At 60.5% G+C, this 24,932-nt stretch carries 21 protein-coding genes; 6 read left to right on the top strand and 15 right to left on the bottom strand.

What is annotated here, in order from left to right:
* The first annotated feature begins 136 nt into the window (after window positions 1-136).
* From UB23_RS21455 to UB23_RS21465, 3 genes are read left to right on the top strand one after another with little or no spacing between them, the layout of a single operon-like run.
* The gene (locus tag UB23_RS21455; protein WP_045061291.1) at window positions 137-1,240 is read left to right on the top strand and encodes an efflux RND transporter periplasmic adaptor subunit; all 1,104 of its coding nucleotides are present in this window, start codon (window positions 137-139) and stop codon (window positions 1,238-1,240) included.
* On the top strand, window positions 1,237-2,304 hold the full coding sequence (locus tag UB23_RS21460; protein ID WP_045061292.1) for an efflux RND transporter periplasmic adaptor subunit: 1,068 nt from the start codon (window positions 1,237-1,239) through the stop codon (window positions 2,302-2,304). Before UB23_RS21455 ends, UB23_RS21460 begins: the two co-directional genes overlap by 4 nt.
* Window positions 2,301-5,354 (top strand): efflux RND transporter permease subunit, encoded by a 3,054-nt coding sequence (locus UB23_RS21465; protein ID WP_045061293.1) that lies wholly within the window; start codon window positions 2,301-2,303, stop codon window positions 5,352-5,354. The genes UB23_RS21460 and UB23_RS21465 overlap by 4 nt, the downstream gene beginning before the upstream one ends.
* 122 nt (window positions 5,355-5,476) lie before the next feature.
* On the opposite strand, the gene UB23_RS21470 is transcribed toward UB23_RS21465, so the two are convergent.
* The 12 genes from UB23_RS21470 to UB23_RS21525 form a co-directional block, all read right to left on the bottom strand.
* Window positions 5,477-6,106, bottom strand: coding sequence for a class I SAM-dependent methyltransferase (locus UB23_RS21470; protein ID WP_045061353.1), 630 nt, complete (start codon window positions 6,104-6,106; stop codon window positions 5,477-5,479).
* 265 nt (window positions 6,107-6,371) lie between these two features.
* Complete coding sequence (locus tag UB23_RS21475; protein ID WP_045061294.1) at window positions 6,372-6,722, bottom strand: DUF6124 family protein; 351 nt, start codon at window positions 6,720-6,722, stop codon at window positions 6,372-6,374.
* 495 nt (window positions 6,723-7,217) lie between these two features.
* A complete protein-coding gene (locus UB23_RS21480) occupies window positions 7,218-7,862 on the bottom strand; it encodes a methionine ABC transporter permease (RefSeq protein ID WP_045061295.1) in 645 nt (214 codons plus the stop codon).
* The gene (locus tag UB23_RS21485; protein ID WP_045061296.1) at window positions 7,852-8,973 is read right to left on the bottom strand and encodes a methionine ABC transporter ATP-binding protein; all 1,122 of its coding nucleotides are present in this window, start codon (window positions 8,971-8,973) and stop codon (window positions 7,852-7,854) included. The genes UB23_RS21480 and UB23_RS21485 overlap by 11 nt, the downstream gene beginning before the upstream one ends.
* Before the next feature lie 2 nt (window positions 8,974-8,975).
* A complete protein-coding gene (locus UB23_RS21490; protein WP_045061297.1) occupies window positions 8,976-9,785 on the bottom strand; it encodes a MetQ/NlpA family ABC transporter substrate-binding protein in 810 nt (269 codons plus the stop codon).
* A 128-nt stretch (window positions 9,786-9,913) separates the two neighbouring features.
* Entirely contained in the window at window positions 9,914-11,272 is a 1,359-nt protein-coding gene (locus UB23_RS21495; RefSeq protein WP_045061298.1) for an LLM class flavin-dependent oxidoreductase, read from the bottom strand.
* The gene (locus UB23_RS21500; RefSeq protein ID WP_045061299.1) at window positions 11,272-12,465 is read right to left on the bottom strand and encodes an SfnB family sulfur acquisition oxidoreductase; all 1,194 of its coding nucleotides are present in this window, start codon (window positions 12,463-12,465) and stop codon (window positions 11,272-11,274) included. The genes UB23_RS21495 and UB23_RS21500 overlap by 1 nt, the downstream gene beginning before the upstream one ends.
* Before the next feature lie 38 nt (window positions 12,466-12,503).
* Entirely contained in the window at window positions 12,504-13,745 is a 1,242-nt protein-coding gene (locus tag UB23_RS21505) for an SfnB family sulfur acquisition oxidoreductase (protein ID WP_045061300.1), read from the bottom strand.
* Window positions 13,746-14,061: 316 nt separating this feature from the next.
* The gene (gene tcyN / locus UB23_RS21510) at window positions 14,062-14,817 is read right to left on the bottom strand and encodes an L-cystine ABC transporter ATP-binding protein TcyN (RefSeq protein WP_045061301.1); all 756 of its coding nucleotides are present in this window, start codon (window positions 14,815-14,817) and stop codon (window positions 14,062-14,064) included.
* Window positions 14,818-14,821: 4 nt separating this feature from the next.
* Window positions 14,822-15,487: a cystine ABC transporter permease gene (gene tcyL / locus UB23_RS21515; RefSeq protein ID WP_045061302.1), complete on the bottom strand. Its 666-nt coding sequence runs from the start codon at window positions 15,485-15,487 to the stop codon at window positions 14,822-14,824.
* Window positions 15,487-16,281, bottom strand: coding sequence for a cystine ABC transporter substrate-binding protein (gene tcyJ, locus UB23_RS21520; RefSeq protein ID WP_045061303.1), 795 nt, complete (start codon window positions 16,279-16,281; stop codon window positions 15,487-15,489). The genes tcyL and tcyJ overlap by 1 nt, the downstream gene beginning before the upstream one ends.
* 249 nt (window positions 16,282-16,530) lie before the next feature.
* Window positions 16,531-17,523 carry a D-cysteine desulfhydrase gene (locus UB23_RS21525; protein ID WP_045061304.1) on the bottom strand — a complete coding sequence of 331 codons (993 nt, stop codon included), beginning with the start codon at window positions 17,521-17,523 and terminating at the stop codon, window positions 16,531-16,533.
* Window positions 17,524-17,713: 190 nt separating this feature from the next.
* Between UB23_RS21525 and epsC the strand changes: the two genes are divergently transcribed.
* The 3 genes from epsC to mgrA all read left to right on the top strand — a co-directional run bounded on the left by epsC (window position 17,714) and on the right by mgrA (window position 22,128).
* Window positions 17,714-18,640 (top strand): serine O-acetyltransferase EpsC, encoded by a 927-nt coding sequence (gene epsC / locus UB23_RS21530; RefSeq protein WP_045061305.1) that lies wholly within the window; start codon window positions 17,714-17,716, stop codon window positions 18,638-18,640.
* Window positions 18,641-19,067: 427 nt separating this feature from the next.
* On the top strand, window positions 19,068-21,023 hold the full coding sequence (gene betT, locus UB23_RS21540) for a choline transporter BetT (protein WP_177328583.1): 1,956 nt from the start codon (window positions 19,068-19,070) through the stop codon (window positions 21,021-21,023).
* Between the two features lie 67 nt (window positions 21,024-21,090).
* Entirely contained in the window at window positions 21,091-22,128 is a 1,038-nt protein-coding gene (gene mgrA / locus UB23_RS21545; protein WP_045061308.1) for an L-glyceraldehyde 3-phosphate reductase, read from the top strand.
* Between the two features lie 147 nt (window positions 22,129-22,275).
* Here mgrA and tauD read toward each other — a convergent pair whose 3' ends face one another.
* The 3 genes from tauD to tauB form a co-directional block, all read right to left on the bottom strand.
* Entirely contained in the window at window positions 22,276-23,118 is an 843-nt protein-coding gene (gene tauD, locus UB23_RS21550) for a taurine dioxygenase (RefSeq protein WP_045061309.1), read from the bottom strand.
* Window positions 23,119-23,297: 179 nt separating this feature from the next.
* Window positions 23,298-24,131 (bottom strand): taurine ABC transporter permease TauC, encoded by an 834-nt coding sequence (tauC, locus tag UB23_RS21555; protein ID WP_045061310.1) that lies wholly within the window; start codon window positions 24,129-24,131, stop codon window positions 23,298-23,300.
* A complete protein-coding gene (gene tauB, locus UB23_RS21560) occupies window positions 24,128-24,922 on the bottom strand; it encodes a taurine ABC transporter ATP-binding subunit (protein WP_045061311.1) in 795 nt (264 codons plus the stop codon). The genes tauC and tauB overlap by 4 nt, the downstream gene beginning before the upstream one ends.
* Window positions 24,923-24,932: the final 10 nt, after the last annotated feature.

Consider the following 24,932-nt stretch of genomic DNA (forward strand, 5'->3'; position numbering starts at 1 on the left):
ATGATACGGTTCAAAAGCCCGGGGGGTAGTAGCGTAAGGGGTTTATTTGACGCCCATCAGAGGCACCCTTGGAACCCTGTTCTAAGCTCACAGTCGTATCGACAATCGCACGCCCGTACTACGCAAAGGAGTCTGCATGGCTGGTCCTAGAATAAAACTGGTGGTTGGGCTGGGCCTGTTGGCTTTGTTGACCGCCTGCGGTGACGAAAAACCGGTCGAGAAGGACCGCCCGCGGGTGTTCGTGCAGGAGGTCAAACCGGCGGATTACGCGGCCTCGGTGACCCTGACGGGGGATGTCCAGGCACGGGTCCAGACCGAACTTTCGTTTCGGGTCGGCGGCAAGATCATCCAGCGCATGGTCGATGTCGGGGACCGCGTGACGGCCAGGCAAGTGTTGGCCAAGCTGGACCCCAAGGACCTGCAGACCAATGTCGACTCGGCGCAGGCCCAGGTCACCGCCGAACAGGCGCGGGTCAAACAGACTGCTGCGGCGTTCGTGCGCCAGCAAAAACTCCTGCCCAAGGGTTACACCAGCCAAAGCGAATACGATTCCGCCCAGGCCGCCTTACGCAGCAGCCAGAGCGCGTTGACGGCGGCCCAGGCCCAGTTGGCCAATGCCCGTGAACAACTGAGCTACACCTCGTTGATCGCTGACGCACCGGGCGTGATTACTGCGCGCCAGGCCGAAGTCGGCCAGGTGGTGCAGGCCACGGTGCCGATTTTCAGCCTGGCCCGGGATGGCGAGCGCGATGCGGTGTTCAACGTCTATGAGTCGCTGCTGACCGAAGCCCCGGAAGACAAGACGGTGGTCGTCAGCCTGCTGGACAACCCGGCAATCAAGACCACCGGCACCGTTCGCGAAGTCACGCCTGCGGTCTCTGCACAAACCGGCACCGTACAGGTCAAGGTCACCCTTCATGGTTTGCCTGATGGCATGCAACTGGGTTCTGTGGTGAGCGCCACGGCCAAGACCCCGGGCAAGTCTGCCGTGGTGCTGCCGTGGTCGGCGCTGACCAAAAACATCAGCGAGCCTGCGGTGTGGCGAGTGGACGGTGAAGGCAAGGCGCAACTGCACACGGTCACTGTCGGCCGATACCTGACCGGTAAAGTCATCATCAGCGACGGCTTGAATGCGGGCGACAAAGTCATCATCGCCGGCGGGCAATTGCTGCACCCTGGGGTAAAAGTGGAAATCGCCGAGAACACCTACAAGGATCTGGAAGTGGGGAACCAGCCATGAAGCGCCTGTTGCTGGTATTGGCCGGGGTCATGTTGGCAGCCTGCTCGAAGAAAGAACCACCGCCGGAGCCGGTGCGCCCGGTGCTGTCGATCAAGGTCCAGGTGCTCAACGAGGAAACCCTTGGTCGCTTCGCCGGCAGTATCCAGGCGCGCTACGAGAGTAACGTCGGGTTCCGCGTGCCCGGGCGCATCGCCAGCCGTAATGTCGATGTGGGCGCCGAAGTCGAGAAAGGCGCTTTGCTCGCCACGCTCGACCCCACGGATCAGCAGAACCAGTTGCGCGCTGCCCAGGGTGATCTGGCGAAGATCCAGGCCCAGCTCATCAACGCCCAGGCCAATGCCCGGCGCCAGCAGGAGCTGTTCAATCGCGGAGTCGGCGCGCAGGCTCAGCTGGACATTGCCCTGACCGACCTGAAAACCACTCAGGCGTCCCTTGATCAAGCCAAGGCCGCCGTCAATCAGGCCAAGGACCAACTCGGCTACGTCGAGCTGCGCACCGACCACAAGGCCATCGTCACCGCGTGGAATGCCGAAGCCGGCCAGGTCGTCACCGCAGGTCAGCAAGTGGTCACACTGGCCCAACCGGATATCAAGGAGGCGGTGATTGACCTGCCGGACACCTTGGTCGACCAGTTGCCCCCGGACGTGGTATTCCAGGTGGCCGCGCAGCTGGACCCGAGCATCACCAGCACCGCCATCGTTCGCGAAATCGAACCGCAGGCGCAGAGCGCAACCCGCACCCGGCGCGCGCGCCTGACCCTGGCCGATTCACCCCCTGGCTTTCGCCTGGGTACGGCCATCAGCGTGACGCTCAGTTCGGCGATCAAGCCGCGTATCGAATTGCCGGTCACCGCCTTGCAGGAAGTCGATGGCAAGACGCGAATCTGGGTGATCGATGCACAAAGCCAAACCGTTTCCCCGCGAGACGTCAATGTGATCAGCCGTACGGACGACTCGGTGGTGCTGGCCGATGGCGTGAAATCTGGTGAGCGCGTGGTCAGTGCCGGCGTGAACAGCCTGAAGCCCGGGCAAAAAGTGAAAATCGACGAGGAAAGCCCACAATGAAAGGGAGTTTCAATTTATCCGAATGGGCCCTCAAGCATCAGTCGTTTGTCTGGTATCTGATGTTCGTCGCGCTGCTGATGGGCGTGTTCTCCTACATGAACCTGGGTCGCGAGGAAGACCCCTCGTTCACCATCAAGACCATGGTCATCCAGACCAACTGGCCGGGGGCGACCCAGGAGGAAACCCTCAAGCAGGTCACTGACCGCATCGAGAAAAAACTCGAAGAGCTTGATTCCCTCGACTACGTCAAAAGCTACACCCGGCCCGGCGAATCCACGGTGTTCGTCTACCTGCGCGACACCACCAGTGCCAAAGACATCCCGGAAATCTGGTACCAGGTGCGCAAGAAGATCAACGACATCCGCGGTGATTTTCCGCAGGGTATTCAAGGGCCGGGATTCAACGACGAGTTCGGTGATGTGTACGGTTCGGTGTACGCCTTCACCTCTGATGGTTTGTCGCTGCGCCAGCTGCGCGATTACGTCGAGCAGGTTCGCGCGCAGATCCGCGACGTGCCAGGGTTGGGCAAGGTCGAAATGGTTGGCGAGCAGGACGAAGTGATTTACCTGAACTTCTCCACGCGCAAACTCGCGGCCCTGGGCATCGATCAGAGCCAGGTGGTGCGGAGCCTGCAATCGCAGAACGCGGTGACCCCTGCCGGTGTGATCGAGGCAGGCCCTGAGCGGATTTCGGTGCGCACGTCCGGCCAGTTCGATTCGGAAAAAGACCTGGCGGACGTCAATCTCAAGCTCAATGATCGTTTCTATCGCCTGGCTGACATCGCTGACATAAGCCGCGGTTACGTCGACCCGGCGACGCCCGAATTCCGTTTCAACGGCCAGACCGCCATCGGCCTGGCCATCGCCATGAAGAAGGGTGGCAACATCCAGGAGTTCGGCAAGGCCCTGCATCAACGCATGGAAGAACTGACCGCTGACCTGCCGGTCGGTGTGGGCGTGCACAGCGTCTCCGACCAGGCTGAAGTGGTGGAAAAAGCCGTCGGCGGCTTCACCAGCGCATTGTTCGAAGCGGTGGTGATCGTACTGATCGTCAGCTTCATCAGCCTCGGCGTGCGTGCCGGGCTGGTGGTGGCGTGTTCGATTCCGCTGGTGCTGGCGATGGTCTTCGTCTTCATGGAGTACAGCGGCATCACCATGCAGCGGATCTCTCTCGGCGCCTTGATCATCGCCCTTGGCCTGCTGGTGGACGACGCCATGATCACGGTGGAGATGATGGTCACGCGCCTGGAGATGGGCGAAACCAAGGAGCAGGCGGCGACCTTCGCCTATACCTCCACGGCCTTCCCGATGCTCACCGGTACGCTGGTAACCGTAGCCGGCTTCGTGCCGATCGGCCTCAACGCCAGCTCGGCGGGCGAGTACACCTTCACGCTGTTCGCGGTGATCGCGGTGGCGATGCTGGTGTCATGGGTGGTGGCGGTGCTGTTTGCCCCGGTGATCGGCGTGCATATTCTCAGTGCCAATGTGAAGCCGCACAACGCCGAACCCGGCCGTATCGGGTGGGCGTTCAATGGCGGGATGTTGTGGGCCATGCGCAATCGCTGGTGGGCGATCGGCATCACCATTGCGCTGTTCGCGGCGTCGGTGTTCTGCATGCAATTCGTGCAGAACCAGTTCTTCCCGTCCTCGGACCGTCCGGAAATTCTCGTCGACCTGAACCTGCCGCAAAACGCTTCCATCGCCGAAACCCGCAAGGCGGTGAACAAGCTCGAAGAAACGCTCAAGGGCGACCCGGATATCGTGCGCTGGAGCACCTATATCGGCGAAGGTGCGATCCGTTTCTACCTGCCCCTCGACCAGCAATTGCAGAACCCGTACTACGCGCAACTGGTCATCGTCAGCAAGGGCCTGGAGTCGCGCGAGGCCCTGAGCCAGCGCTTGCGTGAACGCCTGCGCAAGGATTTCGTCGGCATCGGCAGCTACGCCCAGGCCCTGAAAAGGGGCCCGCCGGTCGGGCGGCCCATCCAGTACCGGGTCAGCGGCAAGGACATCGATCAAGTGCGCAAGCATGCGATCGAGCTGGCCACCGAGCTGGACAAGAATTCGCACATTGGCGAGATCATTTACGACTGGAACGAGCCGGGTAAAGTCCTGCGCATCGACATCGCCCAGGACAAGGCACGGCAGCTGGGGCTGTCCTCGGAAGACGTGGCCAACCTGATGAACAGCATCGTAGTGGGCGCCCCCGTCACCCAGGTGGATGACGATATCTATCTGATCAACGTGGTGGGACGCGCAGTGGACGCCGAACGCGGCACGCCGGAGACCCTGCAGAACCTGCAGATCGTGACTTCCAGTGGTACGTCGATTCCGCTGCTGTCGTTCGCCACCGTGCGCTACGAACTTGAGCAGCCGCTGGTGTGGCGTCGCGATCGCAAGCCGACCATCACCATCAAGGCGGCGGTGCGGGACGAGATTCAGCCCACCGACCTGGTCAAGCAACTCAAGCCGGCCATCGAGCAGTTCGCCTCGACATTGCCGGTCGGCTACAAGGTGGCCACCGGTGGTACGGTCGAGGAAAGCGGCAAGGCCCAGGGCCCGATCGCCAAGGTCGTGCCGCTGATGCTGTTCCTGATGGCGACATTCCTGATGATCCAGTTGCACAGCGTGCAGAAGCTGTTCCTGGTGGCCAGCGTCGCGCCGCTCGGATTGATCGGCGTGGTACTGGCGCTGATCCCCACCGGCACGCCGATGGGTTTCGTGGCGATCCTGGGGATTCTTGCGCTGATCGGTATCATCATCCGTAACTCGGTGATCCTGGTGACGCAGATCGAGGCTTTTGAGAAAGACGGCTACTCGCCGTGGGACTCGGTAGTGCAAGCCACGGAGCATCGGCGCCGGCCGATTCTGCTCACGGCAGCGGCAGCGAGCCTTGGGATGATCCCGATTGCCCGGGAAGTATTCTGGGGGCCCATGGCCTACGCGATGATCGGCGGGATCATCATTGCGACCTTGCTGACGCTGCTGTTTTTGCCGGCACTGTATGTGGCCTGGTACAAGATTCGCGAGCCGGAACCAGAAGCGCAGTAAAGCGAGCGCTCCGCGCTCATCGCGGGCAAGCCCGCTCCCACAGGTATCAGGGAGGATCACATTTTGTGATCCGACCTTAATCACTGTGGGAGCGGGCTTGCCCGCGATGGCGTCCTGCCAGATTACCCGGGCTTACGCCACACACTCGCCAACCACGGCTGCTGCTCCTGCGGCAGCCCTGCCGGGCGATAGTAATGCTCCAACTCCACAAACCCCGCCTCGGCCAGCAATTGCTGCCACGTCTTCCAGTCATGATAGGCCCCATACCGCGGCCCGTTCCAACCTTCCTCGTTCTGCCCGCGAGGATTTGAGCTGAACAACACGCCTCCTGGCTTCAACGCCCCGCGCAACGCCTTCAGCACCCTCGGCAGCTCTTGGCGCGGGATGTGAAACAGCACGGCATTGGCAAAAATCCCGTCAAAGCGTTCACCGGGCAAATCCAGCTTCAGAAAGTCCTGCTGCCAGACCTCACAGCCACTGTCTGCACGCGCCATCTGCGCGAACTGCTCCGAGCCGTCCAGGCCCACAGCCGTGTGGCCCATGCGGGAAAACGTCTGCAGATCGCGCCCCGGGCCACAGCCGAAATCGAGAATGTCGAAAGGCGCGCTACCCTGGATATGCCGCAGCAGAGCGTCGATATTCTGGCTGACATCATGATCGCGAGTACCTTCGCGAAACTCCTCGGCCACCGAGTTGTAATGGCCCAGTGTGGTGGAGGTGATTTTTTCCAGGTCGTCTGGGGTCTGCTTCATGGTGGGCTGCGCGGCAATGGGGATGCGCCGAATATACGCCATCAGGCTGGTGGCTGCCGCGCAGCCATTCGCGAGCAAGCCGCATTCCCTGTAGGAGCGAGCCTGCTCGCGAAAAATTCAAGAACGACGCGTGCATTCTGTAAGCCCGCGTAATCGTTGACGTCCATCGCGAGCAAGCTCGCTCCTACAGTGATTCTGTGTGCGCCGCAGAACCCTGTGGGAGCGAGCTTGCTCGCGAAGGCGGCCTCAAGGAACACCCGTCAAGTCAGTCCTGTGCCTGCTTCATCCCCAGGCAATCAATCGACCGGTCAACCATGGCCTTGGCGATCTCCAGCAAATGCCAAATCGAATACACCATGGCTCGGTCGGCCCCCTTGAGGTGGTCGCCACACTGATAGGCCGTGACCGATGCACAGCGCAACAAATCGGCGATGTAGAGTTGGGTGTCTTCGAAGCTTACATCGTTGCTGACGTTGTAGAACCTGAGCTCATCGGGAGCCGACGGTTGTTCGCCGGTCAGGTAGAAATCGATGGCACGGTAGAGTGCGGAGCGGTCTCTTTGGAGGTCATCGTTCCTGGTTGCATTGGAGGGTGGATCGGGGACAGGCTTTTTCATCCGTGTTGCTCCTATTGATACGTGGGAGCCGACACTTCTCGCCTACTAAAACGAGGGTGGCAGCTGTGCGCAGGTTAGTAGACCGGTCAATAGGAAACCCGGCGCACCCGGAGGTGCCCCACGCACAGCCGCCATATTCATTACCCGGCAAAAACTGCCGGGCATGAGTATGGGACGCTATGCACCTATTGTTCGGGCTACTAAACCCGGTCACTGATGAGCAGTGACGGGCCGAGATTAGACGCGGAAATCTGTAGGCGCAAGCGGGCGAAATAATCTAGGAAATTTCCTGCAAAGGGAAGGGAACATGCGTGTAGGAACGCTGATTTTTCTGTCAGAAAACTTCCCGGTTTGTACCGTTTTTCCGATCGCCAAGATCGCAGCCTTCGGCAGCTCCTACAGGAGCGTGGTGATCCGCACATCCTCGGTGAACATTTATCACTGTAGGAGCTGCCGCAGGCTCGGGCCGCGATCGGACGATCTTTTGATCTTGATTCAACGCTTGTTCAAGCCCCGCGCCAGGCGATCCCCGCCCAGCTGGATAATCGCCACCAAGACCACCAGCAACACAATCACCGTCAACATGATCTGGCTGTCAAAGCGCTGATAGCCGTACCGATACGCGATGTCACCCAGCCCACCGGCACCAATCGCGCCGGCCATGGCCGATGAGTTGATCATGGTGACCAGGGTGATGGTGAACCCGCCAACAATCCCCGGCAGCGCTTCAGGCAACAGCACGTGCCAGACAATGTGCCAGCGCCGGCAGCCCATCGCTTGCGCCGCTTCGATCAGCCCATGATCCACCTCGCGCAGGCTGACCTCGGCAATGCGCGCAAAGAATGGTGTGGCGGCAATCGTCAGGGGCACCACGGCCGCCCAGACGCCGTAGGTAGTGCCGACGATCAGTCGGGTGAATGGAATCAGGGCCACCATCAGAATCAGGAACGGGATCGAGCGAAACAGGTTCACGAACGCGCCCAATGCTCGGTTGAGCGCCGGCGCTTCGTAGATGCCGCCCTTGGCGCTGGTGACCAGAATGACCGCCAGCGGAATGCCCGCCAGCAGCGCGATCAATGACGAGACACCCACCATCAGGAAGGTGTCGATAAAGCCTTGCAGCAAGCGATCAAACCACATAGCCAAGCACCTCTACCTGTTGCGCCCATTGCCCGGCGCGTTGGCGCAGTTGCTCAGTGCCCAGAGACGAGCCTGACACCGCCAGCAGCAGTTGCCCCAGGGCATGTCCCTGAATCCGTTCAACACCACCTTGCAGCAGGCGCACGCGACCGCCGAGTGCGCTGAACAGCGCAGCCAGGTCGGGCTCGCCGGTGGCGCTGCCGGTGAACTGCAGGCGCAGCACCACCGCTGCATCTGGCGACGGTGGTTGTGGCTGCAAACGGCTTTGCAATTCCTGCGGCAAGGCGTGTTGCAGCGGCGCAAGCAGGGTCTTGCTGACTTCGTGCTGCGGGTTGCCAAACACCTCCCAGACCGGGCCCTGCTCGACGATGTGTCCATGTTCCAGCACCACGACGCGGTCGCAGATGTCGCGGATCACCGCCATCTCGTGGGTGATCAGCACGATGGTCAGGCCCAGGCGCTGATTGATCTCGCGCAGCAGGCCGAGGATCGATTGGGTGGTCTCCGGGTCCAGTGCCGAGGTGGCTTCGTCGCACAGCAGAATCTGCGGGTCGTGCACCAGGGCCCGGGCGATGCCGACTCGCTGTTTCTGCCCGCCGGACAACTGTGCCGGGTAGGCCTTGTGCTTGCCTTCCAGGCCGACCAGCTCCAGCAGTTCGCGCACTTTGCGCTCGCGTTTTTCCTTCGGTACACCCGCCACTTTCAGCGGCAACTCGACGTTCTGCCACACCGTCTTGGCGGACATCAGGTTGAAGTGCTGGAAGATCATGCCGATGCGTCGCCGCAGCGCCACCAGGCGTTCTTCATCGAACTCGCCGATGTCGACCTGATCGATCAGCACCCGTCCGCTACTCGGTTGCTCGAGGCGGTTGATGGTGCGGATCAGCGACGATTTGCCGGCGCCGCTGCGGCCGATGATGCCGAACACTTCGCCGCGCTGGATCGCCAGGTCGATGCCGTGCAGGGCCGCCACCGGACCCTGCTGGCCATTGTAGGTTTTGCCCAGGCCAACGAAGCGCACGTGGGCGCGGTTCAGTTCCGGGTGCAGTTGGGCTTGTTGCGCATTACGTTGCTCTGGAATATCCAGTCGCAGCTGGGTGGCAGCGCTCATTCTCAGCTTTCCCAGCCAGCTTGATAGAGCTTGCCGTGGGCCTGGTCCAGGGCGGCGCGAACGGCTGGCGAATGCTGGTAGATGTCGACGAACTTGATCAGGCGCGGGTCGGTTTTGCTCTTGGGCTGGATCACGAATTGGATCACGTATTCCTTGTGATCAAGGCCGTCGAACAGCAGGGCAGAGCCAGCATCAAAAGTCTTGGACAGGCGGATGTAGGCCGGGTAGCCCTGTACCAGGTCGGCGTCATCGTATGCGCGTACCAGTTGCACAGCTTCGACCTGGAGAATCTTGATTTTCTTCGGATTGGCGACGATGTCTTCTTCGGTGGCCTTGTAGCCGACACCCTGCTTGAGGGTGATCAGGCCGGCCTTGGCCAACAGTTGCAGGCCGCGGCCGCTGTTGATCGGGTCGTTGGCGATCGCGACGGTGGCGCCTTCTGGTAATTCATCGAAGCTTTTGTATTTTTTCGAGTAGAGGCCGACGTTATTGATGATTCCTGGCGCGAACGGCACCAGGTCAAACCCTGCGGCGGCCTTGGCATTTTCCAGGAACGGGATGTGCTGGAAATAGTTCACGTCAATGTCGCCGGCGGCGAGGCTGACGTTGGGGGCGATCCAGTCGCTGAACTCGACGAGTTCGACTTTCAGGCCCTGCTTGTTGGCCTCTTCGACAGCGGCTTCCAGGGGAATGGCAAAGGCGGCGGTGGTACCGATTTTCAGTGGGGCGTCAGCGGCGAAGGTCACCGAGCTGAAGAGGCCGAGGGCCAGGGCCAGTGCTTTGACTGGGTGAGAGATGAGTTTTTTGGTCATGATGGTTTTTCCAGTCAGTGCATGAAATTGGGGTGTTTGGTCGAATGTCATCGCGAGCAAGCTCTGCTCCCACAGGGTTCTCAGGTGCTCACTCCACCCTGTGGGAGCAAGGCTTGCCCGCGATGCTCTTAGCGGCGGAACTCGGCGCCGATGTGTTGCGCTGGCAAATGCGCCTGCGCGTGGAACAGCTTCTCCCGCAGGCTGCCGTCGTCGTAAGCGGTCTTGTACGACCCTCGCCGCTGCAACTCCGGAATCACCAGCTCGATGAAGTCCACATAGCTTTCCGGTGTGACGATGCGCGTCAGGTTGAAGCCGTCGAGACCGGTCTCAGCGATCCACGATTCCAGTTCATCGGCCACTTGCTCCGGCGAACCGACCACGGTGATGTAACGGCCACCGAGGGCGTGTTGTTCGAGCAATTTGCGCCGGGTCCAGTCGTTGTTCTGCAGGTTTTTGGTCGCTGACTGGATGGCGTTGCTCTTTACGTACTGGATCGGCTCATCGATTTCGTATTCGGCGAAATCGATCCCGGTAGACGCCGAGAAGTGCGCCACGCCGGCTTCCGCGCTGGCGTAGCTCAGGTACTCGGCATGCTTGTTCCAGGCCAGTTCTTCGGTGGCGCCGACGATCACGTTCAACCCCATGAACACCTTGATGTCCTCGGGGTTGCGCCCGGCCTCGACGGCACTGGCGCGCACCTTGTCCACTTGGGCCCTGGTCGACGGTTTGTTCTGGCCGCTGATGAACACGCACTCGGCGTGACGCCCGGCAAACAGCAATCCGCGATCCGAGCTGCCAGCCTGGAACAGCACCGGCGTGCGTTGCGGTGAGGGTTCGCAGAGGTGATAACCCTCGACCTGATAGAACTCACCCTCGTGCTCGACCTTGTGCACTTTGTCTGGTTGCGCATAGACGCGTTGCACGGGGTCGTTCACCACTGCGCCGTCTTCCCAGCTGCCTTCCCAGAGCTTGTAGAGCACTTGCAGGTACTCATCAGCCTGGTCGTAGCGACGGTCGTGTTCGACCTGTTCGCGCAAGCCCATGGCCTTGGCCGCGCTGTCGAGATAACCGGTGACGATGTTCCAGCCAACCCTGCCGCGGCTCAGGTGGTCGAGCGTGGACATGCGCCGGGCGAACAGGTACGGCGGCTCATAAGTAAGGTTTGCCGTCAGGCCGAAACCCAGGTGGCGGGTGACGGCGGCCATGGCTGAAACCAGCAGTAGGGGATCGTTGACGGGCAGCTGGATCGATTCTTTGAGCGGCACGTCCACCGAATTCTGGTAGACGTCATACACCCCGACGATGTCGGCGATGAACAAGCCATCGAACAGGCCGCGCTCGAGCAGTTGCGCCAGTTCGGTCCAGTATTCGATGGTTTTATATTGGGTGGAGTTGTCCCGTGGATGGGTCCACAGCCCGTGATTGATGTGCCCGATGCAGTTCATGTTGAACGCATTGAGCAGGATCTTCTTCTTGGCAACGGTCATCAGATGGTCCCCCGTAGTGGCGGGTTTTCATCGTTGAGGTAGTAGTTGCCCACGGCGTGGTATTTCCAGCGCACCGGGTCATGCAGGGTATGTACCCGGGCGTTGCGCCAGTGGCGATCCAGGCCATGTTCGATCAGCGTCGCCTGGCTGCCTGCCAATTCGAACAGTGTGCTGCCCGCCGCGAGAGAGATTTCGGTGCTGATCGCGCGGGCTTCGGCGACGGCAATCGAGGCTGCCGCGACGGTTGCGGCCTGGGTGTCGGCCTGGGCCTTGTCGAGGTATTCACCGGCGCGTTCCAGGAGCGCTTCGGCTGCGTGGAGGCGAATGCTCAAGTGGCCGAAGCTTTTGATGGTCAGAGGGTCTTCAGTGGCCTTTTCGTGGGTGGCGTCAATCCATGGCCGGGTCTTGGTGCGCACGAAGTGCAGCGCATCTTCGTAGGCGGCGCGGGCGATACCGGTGTCGATGGCCGCGTGGAGAATCTGCGCCAGGGGGCCGACTGGCGTTGGCCGCTCGAAAGCGCTTTGAAACGGGATCACGTCCTCGGCCGCGACGAACACATCTTCGAATACTACTGAGCCGCTGCCGGTGGTGCGCTGGCCGAACCCGCTCCAGTCGTCGATCACCGTCAGGCCTTTGCTGTCGCGCGGCACGAACGCCAGTTGCTGTACCCCATGCTCGTCCACCACCGAGGTTGGGATGCGCTGGGCATAGATCGCGCCGGTGGCGTAGAACTTGCGCCCGTTAATGCGATAGCCGTCGCCCTCCCTGGTCAGGCGAGTGACGCGGTCGTGGGCGGTTTTGGTGCCCAGTTCGGCGAGCGCATTGCCCAAGCGCTGGCCGGCCAATACTTCGGTGTACAGGCGTTTTTTCTGGTCTTCACTGCCGTTTACCCGCAGCACTTCGAGGGCGTAGAAATGGTTTTGCGGAATTTGTCCCAGGGAACCATCTGCCTGGGCGATCAGGGCGATGACCTTGGCCAATGTGACGTTGGACACGCCGGCGCCGCCATATTCTTCAGGCACGCTGATGCCCCAGAGGCCCGAGCGCGAAAACACTTCAAGTTCCGGGTGTGGCAAACGGCGTTCGCGGTCGCGCAGGGCGCTGTCGCGTTTGAAATCATCGGCCAGGTCACTGGCGACGACCAAGGCTTGCTCATCGCTGGTTATGACCGCGACGTGGTGAGAAAGAGGCATGTGCTTCTCCAGAGATCTGGTCAAAAGTGTTCCGGGGGTCAAATCCAGGAATGACGAGCCGGCAGGGTGCCGTTCAAGTGGTAAGTGCCGACCGCGTGATATTTCCAGCGCACCGGATCGTGCAGCGTGTGCACCCGGGCGTTACGCCAGTGGCGGTCGAGATTGAATTCAGCGAGGGTGGCGCGACTGCCAGCCAGTTCGAAGAGTTTTTCACTGGCCTGTAGCGAGATCTCGGTGGTCAGCACTTTGGCTTCGGCCACGGCTATCGAGGCTCGGGCCGCAGACTCGGCAGTCAGCGGCGTGGCGCTGACCTGATCGAGGACTTTGCCGGCTTTGCGCAACAGCGCTTCGGCTGCGTGCAGTTCGATTTTCAGCTTGCCGATGTCGGCGATCACATAGAGGTCGTCACTGGCTCGTTCGACCTGGGCATCGATCCATGGCCGGGCACGGGTTTTCACGAACTCGATGGCGTCGTCGATGGCGCCCCGGGCGATACCGGCGTCAATCGCGGCCTGAATCAACTGCGAGACGGCGCCCTGGATATTGGGCGTGTCATTGATCTTCCAGTTGTCCACCACCAGTTCGGCTTCGACCTGCACATTGTTCAGCAGGAGGGTGCCGCTGGCGGTAGTGCGCTGGCCAAAACCCGACCAGTCATCAACGATGCGCAAACCCGGCGTGCCGCGACGAACGAAGGCCAGGACTTGCTTGCCATCGTCGTTGAGCGCCTTGACCGCTACCCAATGGGCGAACAGCGCGCCGGTTGAATAGAATTTCTGCCCGTTGATCACAAAATCGTCGCCGCTCGGGGTGATTCGCGCCTTGAGTTCCAGAGTGTTTTTGGTGCCGCGCTCTGGACCGGCATTACCGATCCGCCAGCCTTGAAGCACGCTGGTGAACAGCTGCTTTTTTTGCGCATCGGTGGCGCTGCCGAGCAGCAGGTGAAGGATGCCGAACTGGTTCTGCGGGATTTGACCCAATGCCGGGTCGGCCGCGGAAATAATCGCGAATACCTCGGCCAGGGTCACGAAGGAGACCTGCGAGCCGCCGTATTCGCGGGGAATGGAAATACTGCCCAGGCCGCTACGGGTGAACTGTTCGATTTCCGACCAAGGCAGCTTGCGCTGCTGGTCGCGCCTGGCTGCTTGCAGGCGCGCGACCTGCGCGAGTTCACGAGCGGCCTTGATGGCTTGCGCATCGTTGCGCAGCACCTGTGCTGGCAATACCAACGGGGCGATGTCCAGATCACTCTGGACGAGTGCATCTGCCAGACTGGACATCAGTGCCACTCCTTGGCTGCACGCAATGCCCTGGCGTTCTGCACTGGGGTGATTGTGTTCCGGACCATACCTACCTCACATCTTCATGGAAACGCCGCGCGAAATGGCGGCGAACGAAATCAAGAATGTCCGGTGGTCCGGTGCATATACCGTAAACGTGTATAAATAATAAATAAACTAACTTTTAGGAATATGCATAGAAGGTATGGCTGACGCTTACTCCCACGCAGACGCCTCGGTGTGAGCCGCACACGGTTTTTGAATTTGTACGCAAGGGAGACTTCCATCCTTGGAAGTTAAAAGTAGTGCGGGGAGGTTATGCGTGGGTGTTGTTCAGAAACTTGCTAAGGAATTGTTTAGTCCGTTCTTCTTTAGGGTTGGCAAACAATGCTTTCGCCTCGCCTTGTTCCACGATCACGCCCTTGTCGAAAAACACCACGCGGTTGGCGACATCCCGGGCGAACCCCATTTCATGAGTCACGATAACCATGGTGCGCTTCTCCTCGGCCAGTCCGCGGATGGTCGCCAGCACTTCACCCACCAGCTCCGGATCCAGCGCTGAAGTCGGTTCATCGAACAGAATCACTTCCGGCTCCATCGCCAGCGCCCGGGCAATTGCCACGCGCTGTTGCTGGCCACCGGAGAGGCGCCTTGGATAGGCGTCTTCCTTGCCGGCCAGGCCGACCTTGGCCAAGAGCTTCTTACCCAAGGCAACAGCCTCGGCCTGGGGGATTTTTTTCACCACGATCGGCCCTTCGATGACATTTTCCAGGGCGGTGCGATGGGGGAACAGGTTGAAGTTCTGAAACACGAAACCCACGTGCTGGCGCAGGCGGCGCACCAGGCTTTGCTGCTGGTTCAGTGGACGGCTGCCATCGATTTCGATGTCGCCGACCTTGATCCGGCCGCTGGTGGGTTCTTCTAGAAAGTTCAGGCAGCGCAGGAAGGTGGTTTTGCCCGAGCCGCTAGGCCCGATGATCGCCACTACCTCGCCGGCCTTCACCTGCAGGTCGATGCCGTTAAGCACCACCTGACCCTTGAACTGCTTTGTCAGTTTTTCCACGACAATCATTGGGTCAGGACTCCTGGTCGTGCCGATTGACCCGCTCTTCCAACTTGTTCTGCAGGTGCGACAGCACCGTGGCCAGAATCCAGTAGATCAGTGCGGCGGCAAGATACATGGTGAAGATTTCGAAGGTGCGAGCTGTGATCAGCTGCGCCTGGCGGAACAGTTCCGGCACCTGGATGGTGGCTGCCAGGGCGGTGTCCTTGACCAGCGAAATGAAGCTGTTGCCCAGTGGCGGCAGGGCCGTGCGCATCGCTTGCGGCAGAATGGCCCGGCGCAAGGTCTGCGCACGGGTCATGCCGATACTCGCGGCGGCTTCCCATTGGCCGCGTTCGATGGAGCTGATCGCAGCCCGCAGGATTTCGCAGGCGTAGGCGGCCATGTTCAGCGAGAAGCCAATCAGGGCCGCTGGCAACGGATCAAGTTCGACACCCAGTTGCGGCAGGCCGTAATAGATCACGAACAGTTGCACCAGCAACGGTGTGCCGCGAAAGAACGACACGTAGATGCGGGCGATCCAGCTCACCAGCTTGAAGCGCGACAAGCGCATCAAGGCCAGGCCAAAGCCCATCAGCAGGCCGAAAAACATGCCGCCCAGGCTCAAGATCACCGTGTAGTACGCGCCCTTCAGCAGGAAAGGCGCGGAATCCAGCGCGAGTTTGAAAGCCTCTTCCATTATTTAGTGACGTCAGCGTTGAAGTATTTTTCCGAAAGCTTGGTCAGTGTGCCGTCGGCACGCAGCTTGTCGATCGCCTTGTTCACGGCCGCCAGCAGTTCAGGTTCGCCTTTACGCAGGGCGATACCGGCTTCCTGACGGGAGAACGGTTCGCCGGCGGCGGTGGTGTCCTTGGCCTTTTTGGCGTATTCCAGCGCTGCAAGGCGGTCGATCAGGATGGCGTCGATACGACCCACTCGCAGGTCCTGGAACTTGGTCGGATCATCTTCGTAAGTGCGCACGTCGGCGCCCGGTACGTTGGCTTTTACCCACTGTTCGTAGTTGGTGCCCAGGCCCACGCCGACTTTCTTGCCAGCCAGGTCGTTGGCGGTTTTGATGGTGTCCTTGTTCTTGGTCAGAACCAGCGCCTGAATCCCGGAAACGGTGTACGGTTCGGAGAAGTCGTACTTCTTCTTGCGCTCTTCGGAAATGGTGACCTGGTTGACCACGGCGTCGAGGCGCTTGGATTCCAGCGCCGCGAGGATCCCGTCCCATTTGGTCGGTTGCAGCTTCACTTTCACGCCCAGCTCTTTGGCCAGGGCTTCGGAGAATTCAACTTCGAAGCCGGCCAGTTTGCCGTCGGCGTCGACGAAACTGAACGGTGGGTAGGTGCCTTCCAGGCCGACGTTGATCACGCCTGCGTCCTTGATTTTTTGCAGTTGCTCACCGGCAACGGCCTGGCCGATCAGGCCGGCGCTCAGCGCCAGGCCCAGCGAACCTACCAGCAGATTTCGACGGAGTACGGAAAAATTCATGACAAGCCCCTGTGGTTTCTTATGGGAAGACGCTTTAGGAAAGTTGGCAAATTCGGGATTGAAGCGACTGCACGATGCTGCCCTGAAGCAGCATATGTGTTTTGCCACAAATTCGCCTGCGGCGCGACTATATGATGATGTTGATAGATAATAAAATAATAAATATCGATTCTATTATTCGCTCAAAGAATAAGCGGCATACCACTGTAGGAGCTGCCGAAGGCTGCGATCTTTTGATTTTACAACCCGTTAAAGGAAATCCTTGTAAGCAAACAACGCCGGCGCCCCACCCGTGTGCAGGAATATGATCGGTCCCTCATCAAAACGCTGGCGGCCAATGCCGTCGAGCAATCCAGCCATGGCTTTGCCGGTGTAAACAGGGTCCAGCAACAAGCCTTCCTGACTCGCCACAAGCTTCACCGCCGATAACGTCCCTGCATTCGGTTCGCCATAACGCGGGCCGAAATACTCGTCCCACAATTGCACTTTGAAGGCTGGCGGCAGGCTCATACCCATCAGCTCTGCCGTGCGCTCGGCCAGCCCCTGCACCTTGGGTCGCTGCTCTTCATCGTTGCGCGATACGGTCACCCCGATCACTGGCAAATCCGGCAGTACTTCGCTCAAAGCCAAGGCCAGACCGCTGTGGGTCCCAGCGCTCCCGGAAGCGAGGACCACTGCGGCAAAGGTCAGGCCGGTGTCCTTGATCTGCTCGGCCAACTCGAGGCCGGCGCGCACGTAGCCCAGTGCACCCAGGGCATTCGAACCGCCAATCGGCACAACATAAGGATTCTTGCCATTGTTACGCAGGCGATCTGCCAGGGCCTGCAGTTGGCCGTCGGCGTCGTCGAGGTTTTCCACCCATTCAACCTTGGCGTCGAACAGGTCCAGTAGCAGGCGATTGCCATTGCCCAGGTAATTTTTGTCATCCGTGCCCAGGGGATTTTCCAACAGGGCGACGCAACCCAGTCCCAGCTTGGCGGCCAGGGCTGCCGTTTGCCGCACGTGATTGGATTGCAGCGCCCCGGCGGTGATCAAGGTATCGGCACCCTGGGACAACGCGTCGGCTGCCAGGTACTCGAGTTTGCGCAGCTTGTTGCCGCCCATCGCCAGTGGCGTCAGGTCGTCGCGCTTGACGTAGACATCGCGGCCCAGCCAGGTCGAGAGGCGTTCGAGCTTTTCCAGGGGCGTGGGATGGCCGAGCAGGTCGAGGCGGTCAAAACGGGCGAGCTGTTGTTTGATCATGGTTCCGTACTGGCGGAGGAAGGTGTCAGGACTATAGGCAGCCCCAAATCCGTGGGCAACCGTGAATCGCTTATAGCTGAAAGTACTGAGTACAGCACTATTGGTTCTTAATTCGATTTTGAGACCTTGCCGTAAAGTAATTGCCGTCAAGGCGGCCAGACAGTCCGGCCGCCCGAGAGGAGTTTTTACCGTGAGCGAGCGTTCCAGCCATTGGCAGTTGCAGACCATCGTCAGCCAACTGCGTACAGCGCGTGATCAGTGGCGCACCCAGAATGGCCGTGTCAGCGGAGAGCAGGGCGGTAGGGAATTACCTTCCCGGGCGGCCATGGCGGAAATTCTTGAAGCGCTGTGTGGCGCATTGTTCCCGATGCGCCTTGGCCCTGTGGACCTGCGCGAGGAGAGCGAAGACTTCTACGTCGGCCACACCCTAGATGTCGCCCTCAACGCGTTGCTTGCCCAGGCACGCCTCGAACTGCGTTACGCCGCGCGCCACAGTGCGCAGGCCGATACCGAGGTCGAGGCGCGGACGATTCAGATCATCCAGGATTTCGCACTCGCCTTGCCGGGCCTGCGCAGTTTGCTGGACACCGACGTACTGGCGGCTTATCACGGCGACCCGGCGGCACGCAGTGTCGATGAAGTGCTGCTGTGCTACCCCGGCATCCTGGCGGTGATTCACCATCGCCTGGCGCACCATTTGTATCGCGCCGGCTTGCCCTTGCTGGCGCGGATCAGCGCGGAAATCGCGCACTCGGCCACCGGCATCGATATTCACCCCGGGGCGCAGATTGGCCGCAGCTTCTTTATTGATCACGGGACGGGCGTGGTGATTGGCGAGACGGCCATCATTGGCGAGCGCGTGCGGATTTATCAGGCGGTGACGCTGGGCGCCAAAAGGTTTCCGGCGGATGAGGACGGGCAGTTGCAGAAGGGCCATGCTCGGCATCCGATTGTCGAGGATGACGTGGTGATCTATGCCGGTGCGACGATCCTGGGTCGGATTACCATTGGCAAGGGCTCGACCATTGGCGGCAATGTCTGGCTGACACGCAGTGTGCCGGCGGGGTGCAACCTGACGCAGGCGAATCTGCAGCACGACGACGGGACGCAGAAGTAAGGGCTGAAATCCTCAGTGATCTTGCTAACGCCTTCGCGGGCAAGCCACGCTCCCACAGGATTGATGTCGTTCGCGTAATTACCGTACGACACAACTCCTGTGGGAGCGTGGCTTGCCCGCGAAGGATTTCAAGCCGACCGAGATAATGGCATTTATCGCTAATTTCTTGCTGAACGAATGCCCCCAGCCCCGCGTCATACCCTTCCTTGAGCTAGCGTACAAACAGTACCGCCGAGCCTTGCGATTAGTCCTTAGCGCCCTATCCATGTTTAACTTGAACGTTCATTCAAGTTAAAACCTTGGTTCGCTGCCCGCTCACAACAGGAGGCTTGCCTTTGCTGAGTCCGATTTTTACAGCCACATCCGCAACCGTTGAGGTGCACACTTCATGAGTGCATCGTCTCTCCCTCCAAGCGGCCAGGTCCGCATGAATCCGCCGGTGTTCTACTTCTCGGCGACGTTTATCCTGCTGTTTGGCATTGTCGTCATCGCCATGCCTGAACAGGCCGGTGCCTGGCTTCTGGAAGCGCAAAACTGGGCGGCCAACACGGTCGGCTGGTATTACATGCTCGCGATGACCCTGTATCTGGTCTTCGTGGTGGTCACCGCCTTGTCCGGCTACGGCAAGATCAAGCTCGGTGCCGACCACGACGAACCCGAATTCAGTTACCTGTCCTGGGCCGGCATGCTGTTCGCCGCCGGGATCAGCATCACACTGTTCTTCTTTTGCGTGTCCGAACCGCTGACCCACCTGGCGCAACCGCCTCAAGGGGAAGCGGGCACGGCGGATGCCGCACGCCAGGCAATGCAGATTCTGTTCCTGCACTGGGGCCTGCACGGTTGGGGCGTATTCGCGTTCGTGGGCATGGCGCTGGCTTACTTCGCCTACCGGCATAACCTGCCGCTGGCCTTGCGTTCGGCGCTGTACCCGCTGATTGGCAAACGCATCAACGGCCCGATCGGCTACGCGGTGGATGGCTTTGGCATCATCGCCACGGTGTTCGGCCTGGGTGCCGACATGGGTTTTGGGGTGTTGCACCTCAACTCCGGCCTCGACTACCTGTTCGGTATCGCCCATACCCAGTGGATTCAGGTCGGCTTGATCACCCTGATGATGGGCGCGGCAATCATCGTTGCGGTGTCCGGCGTCGACAAAGGCGTGCGGGTGATGTCCGATATCAACATGTTGCTGGCCTGCGCGCTGCTGCTGTTTGTGTTGTTCGCCGGTCCTACCCAGCACTTGCTCAATACCTTGATCCAGAACATCGGCGATTATCTCGGCGCCTTGCCGATGAAGAGCTTCGACCTCTACGCCTACGACAAACCGAGCGACTGGCTGGGTGGCTGGACGGTGTTCTACTGGGCCTGGTGGATCGCATGGTCGCCGTTCGTGGGGCTGTTCATCGCACGGATTTCCCGTGGCCGGACCATCCGCGAGTTCGTCTTTGGCGTATTGCTGATCCCGCTTGGCTTCACCCTGGCGTGGATGTCGATCTTCGGTAACAGCGCGATCGATCAGGTACTCAATCACGGCATGAGTGCACTGGGCATGTCCGCCATCGACAACCCGTCGATGACGTTGTACCTGCTCCTGGAAACCTATCCGTGGAGCAAGACGGTGATCGCGGTCACCGTGTTCATCAGCTTCGTGTTCTTCGTCACCTCTGCCGACTCGGGCACGGTGGTGCTGTCGACGCTGTCGGCCAAGGGTGGCAATCCCGATGAGGATGGTCCGAAATGGCTGCGGGTGTTCTGGGGCGCTATGACTGCGCTGGTCACCAGTGCGCTGCTGTTTTCGGGCAGCATCGATGCGTTGAAATCAGCGGTGGTGCTGACCTCGCTGCCGTTCTCGATGATCTTGCTGCTGATGATGTGGGGCCTGCACAAGGCGTTTTACCTGGAGTCGCAGAAGCAGATTGCGCAGCTGCATTCCCTGGCGCCGGTATCCGGCTCGCGGCGTGGCGGATGGCGTCAACGCTTGACTCAGGCCGTGCATTTCCCGTCGCGTGACGAAGTCTATCGCTTCCTTGATACGACGGTGCGCCCGGCGATTGAAGAAGTGACGGCCGTGTTCGTCGAAAAGGGCTTGAGCGTGGTCACTCAACCCGACCCGGCCAACGACAACGTCAGCCTGGAAATCGGACATGGCGAGGAGCATCCGTTCATCTATCAAGTGCAGATGCGCGGGTACTTCACGCCGTCGTTTGCCCGCGGAGGCATGGGCTCCAAGCAGCTCAACAATCGCCGTTATTACCGGGCTGAAGTGCATTTGGCCGAGGGCAGTCAGGACTATGATCTGGTCGGCTACACCAAGGAGCAGATCATCAACGACATCCTCGATCAGTACGAGCGGCACATGCAGTTCCTGCATTTGGTACGTTGATCAGGAAAGGTGAGGGCGTCATCGGGAGCAAGCTTTGCTCCCACAGAAATCAACGAGAGAGGATTCGATGATCTATACCGCTGCTGAAAATCGCTACGACTCTATCCCATACCGCCGCGTAGGCCGCAGCGGGCTGGTGCTGCCGGCGTTGTCGCTGGGCCTGTGGCACAACTTCGGCGACAGCACGCCGATCGACACCCAGCGCTCGTTGCTGCGCACCGCGTTCGACCTGGGCATCAACCACTTCGACCTGGCCAACAACTATGGCCCGCCCTACGGCAGTGCCGAGATCAACTTCGGTCGTTTGCTGCGTGAAGATTTCAAGCAGTACCGCGACGAACTGATCATCTCGAGCAAGGCCGGCTGGGACATGTGGCCCGGCCCCTATGGCCAGGGCGGCGGGTCGCGCAAGTATGTGCTGGCCAGTCTTGATCAGAGCTTGCAGCGCCTGGGCCTGGACTACGTTGATATCTTCTACTCGCACCGTTTCGACCCGGACACGCCACTGGAAGAAACTGCCAGCGCACTGGCAACAGCGGTGCAGCAAGGCAAGGCCCTGTACATCGGGATCTCCTCGTATTCCGGGGTTAAAACCCGCGAAATGGCCGAACTGTTGAAAGAGTGGAAAGTGCCGCTGCTGATCCATCAACCGGCTTATAACTTGCTCAATCGCTGGGTTGAAAAGGACCTGCTGGATGTCACCGATGAGCTCGGCGCTGGCGTTATCGCCTTCACGCCGCTGGCCCAGGGTCTGCTGACTGACAAGTACCTCAACGGCGTGCCGACGGATGCGCGGGTGAATCGTCCGGGGGGTGGTTCGTTGCAGGCCTCGCATTTGTCTGAAGCCAACATCGCTCATGTGCGCGCGCTGAACGAGATTGCCAAGCGTCGCGGCCAGAGCCTCGCGCAGTTGGCACTGGCCTGGACACTGCGTGACCCGCGGGTGACCTCGGCGCTGATCGGTGCAAGCCGGCCTGAGCAGATTATCGAAAACGTCGGGGCGTTGAAGAATCTGAGCTTCAGTGCTGAAGAGTTGGCGGAGATCGACCGCTTTGCCCAGGAAGGCGGGATCAATCTCTGGGAGAAGCCTTCGACGGCTGAGTAAGCGTCAGGCGCCGGATTATCTGGTGCCTCTCAGGTCGCCTTCGCGAGCAAGCCCGCTCCCACAGTGAGTTTTGTGCATGGCACGGATTCCTGTGGGAGCGGGCTTGCCCGCGAAGGGGCCATCAAATTCGCGACAAAAACTGGGCAACTACCGAAAGAACGGAACATCACCCAACACCGTAGCCCGCTGCATCACCCGCCGCGCAGGCCGGTAATCGTCTACCGCGTAATGCTGCGTCACGCGGTTATCCCAGAACGCCACGTCGTCCTTCCGCCACCGCCAGCGAATGGTGAACTCCGGGCGAGTGGCATGGGCGAACAGCAGTTTCAGCACCGCCTCGCTCTCGGTGTCGGACAGCTCGTTGATCTTCGAGGTGAAGCCGTCGTTGACGAACAGCGACCGACGCCCGCTCGCCGGGTGCGTGCGAACCACCGGGTGCGATAACGGCGGGTTCTTGCGTCGGGCCTCTTCCCATTGGGCCAGCGCTTCAGGGGTGTTGCCGTAGCGCTCTACCGGGAATGACCGGGTGAAGTCGTGAGTGGCTGTCAGCCCTTCGAGCATGGATTTCATGGGGGCGGACAGCGCCTCGTAGGCTGCAATACCACTGGCCCACAAGGTGTCGCCGCCAAATTCGGGCAGCAGCTTGGCACTGAGCACCGCGCCCATTGCCGGGGTGGGCAGGAAGGTCACGTCGGTATGCCAGATAGCGTTGTCGCGCACGTCGGTGACGGCGGTGTCGAGGATCAGTACTTCGGGTTGTTCCGGCACATTGGGGTAGATCGGATGAATGTGCAGGTCGCCGAAATACGCGGCGAATCGTGCCTGTTGTTGTGGCGTGATCGGTTGGTCGCGGAAGAACAGCACCTGGTGCTTGAGCAATGCCTGCTCGATAGCGTCGCGTTGTTCCGGAGTCAGTGGCTGGCTCACGTCGACACCGCTGATCTGCGCGCCGAGGGCCGAGCTTAAAGGGACTATCGTCAGGTTACTCATCGTGATTCTCTTCAATTCTGAGTGTCGTCTATGTTTGGTGAACGACACGGCACCTGTAGGCGCTGTCGGAGGCTGCGATTTTTTGATGTTGTTTTTTAGACGCAAGATCAAAAGATCGCAGCCTCGGTTCCCTCGACAGCTCCTACAGGGCTGGGTCCAAAAAGGGGTATTCAAATTTTTCAGTGGGCCTGGCCGTGCCACGGCACCAGCTTGCGTTGCAGGGCGCGCAGGCCCATTTCCATGGCGAAGGCGATGAGCGCGATGACCAGGATCCCGAGTACCACCACGTCAGTGACCAGGAACTGCGCGGCCGACTGCACCATGAAGCCCAAACCACTGGTGGCGGCGATCAGTTCGGCGGCGACCAGCGTCGACCAGCCAACCCCCAGGCCAATGCGCACGCCGGTCAGGATGTCCGGCAACGCGCTCGGCAGGATCACATGGCGAATCAGCTGCGCGCGGGTAGCGCCCAGGGACTGTGCAGCACGCAATTTGGCCGGATCGACGGTGCGCACGCCGGTGGCGGTGGCAATGGCAATCGGGGCGAAGATCGCCAGGTAGATCAGCAGGACTTTGGACAGCTCACCGATGCCGCACCAGATCACGATCAGTGGCAGATACGCCAGCGGTGGGATAGGGCGGTAAAACTCGATCAGCGGATCGAGAATGCCACGGGCGATGCGGTTGTGACCGATGGCGATACCCACCGGAACGGCGGTCAGCACGGCAAAGCCCAGGCCCAGGCCTATACGGCTGAGGCTCGCGCCCAAATGCTGCCACAACGTCGAGTCCATGTAGCCGGTGGTTACCAGCAACCAGCCCTTCTGCAGGACGGCCGACGGTGGTGGCAAGAACAGCGGCTCGATCATGCCGGTTGCCGTCACAGCCCACCAAAGCGCTACCAGTGCGACCAGTGTCAGGACGCTGATCCAGCGCGTGCTCAAGCTGCGGCGTACGGGAATCACCGTCGAAGCGGTTTTTACCCTAACGGCAGGAATTTCGTAGCTGCTCATGCGCGCTCCTGCCGTTGTGCGGCGCTGCGTTGGGAGAACACCTTGGCGAGCACGTGTTCGCGGGTTTCGATAAAACGTGGGTCGGATTTGATCGCCCGTGCCGACTCGCCGGCGGCGTAACGCTGACCGAAGTCCAGGCTCAGACGTTCGACGATCTGCCCCGGATTTGGCGCCAGCAGAATCAGGTCTGTGGCAAGAAACACCGCCTCTTCGATGTCGTGGGTAATCAGAAATACCGGTTTTGCGGTGCGCTGCCAGACTTGCAGCAGCAGCTCTTGCATCTGTTCACGAGTGAACGCATCGAGCGCGCCGAACGGTTCGTCCATCAACAGTACGCGAGGGTCGGCCGCCAGCGCACGGGCCAGGCCGACACGCTGTTTCTGGCCGCCCGAAAGCTGCCAGATGCGCCGGTGTTCGAAACCGGACAGGTCCACCAGCGTGAGCATTTCCCGCGCACGGATTTCGCGCTTGTCTTTCGAGACGCCTGCCAGTTCCAGGCCGAAGCCGACGTTAGCCAGCACGTCCTGCCAAGGCAGCAGGGCGTCGTCCTGAAACACTACGCCGCGTTCGGCGCTCGGTCCCTTGACGGGCACGCCGTCGAGGGTGATGCGCCCGGCGCTGGGCTCGACGAAACCGGCAATCAGGTTCAGCAGTGAGGTCTTGCCACTGCCCGACGGGCCGAGCGCCACCAGCAATTGCTGAGGCCCCAGGCTCAGGGAAATATCCGCCAGTACCGGTTCGGGGCTGCCGGGGTACTGTGCGCTGATACGCTCCAGCTGTAGCAAGGCCATCGCAATAAAC

This window comes from Pseudomonas sp. ES3-33, assembly GCF_000952175.1.
Taxonomy (GTDB): Bacteria; Pseudomonadota; Gammaproteobacteria; order Pseudomonadales; family Pseudomonadaceae; genus Aquipseudomonas; species Aquipseudomonas gregormendelii.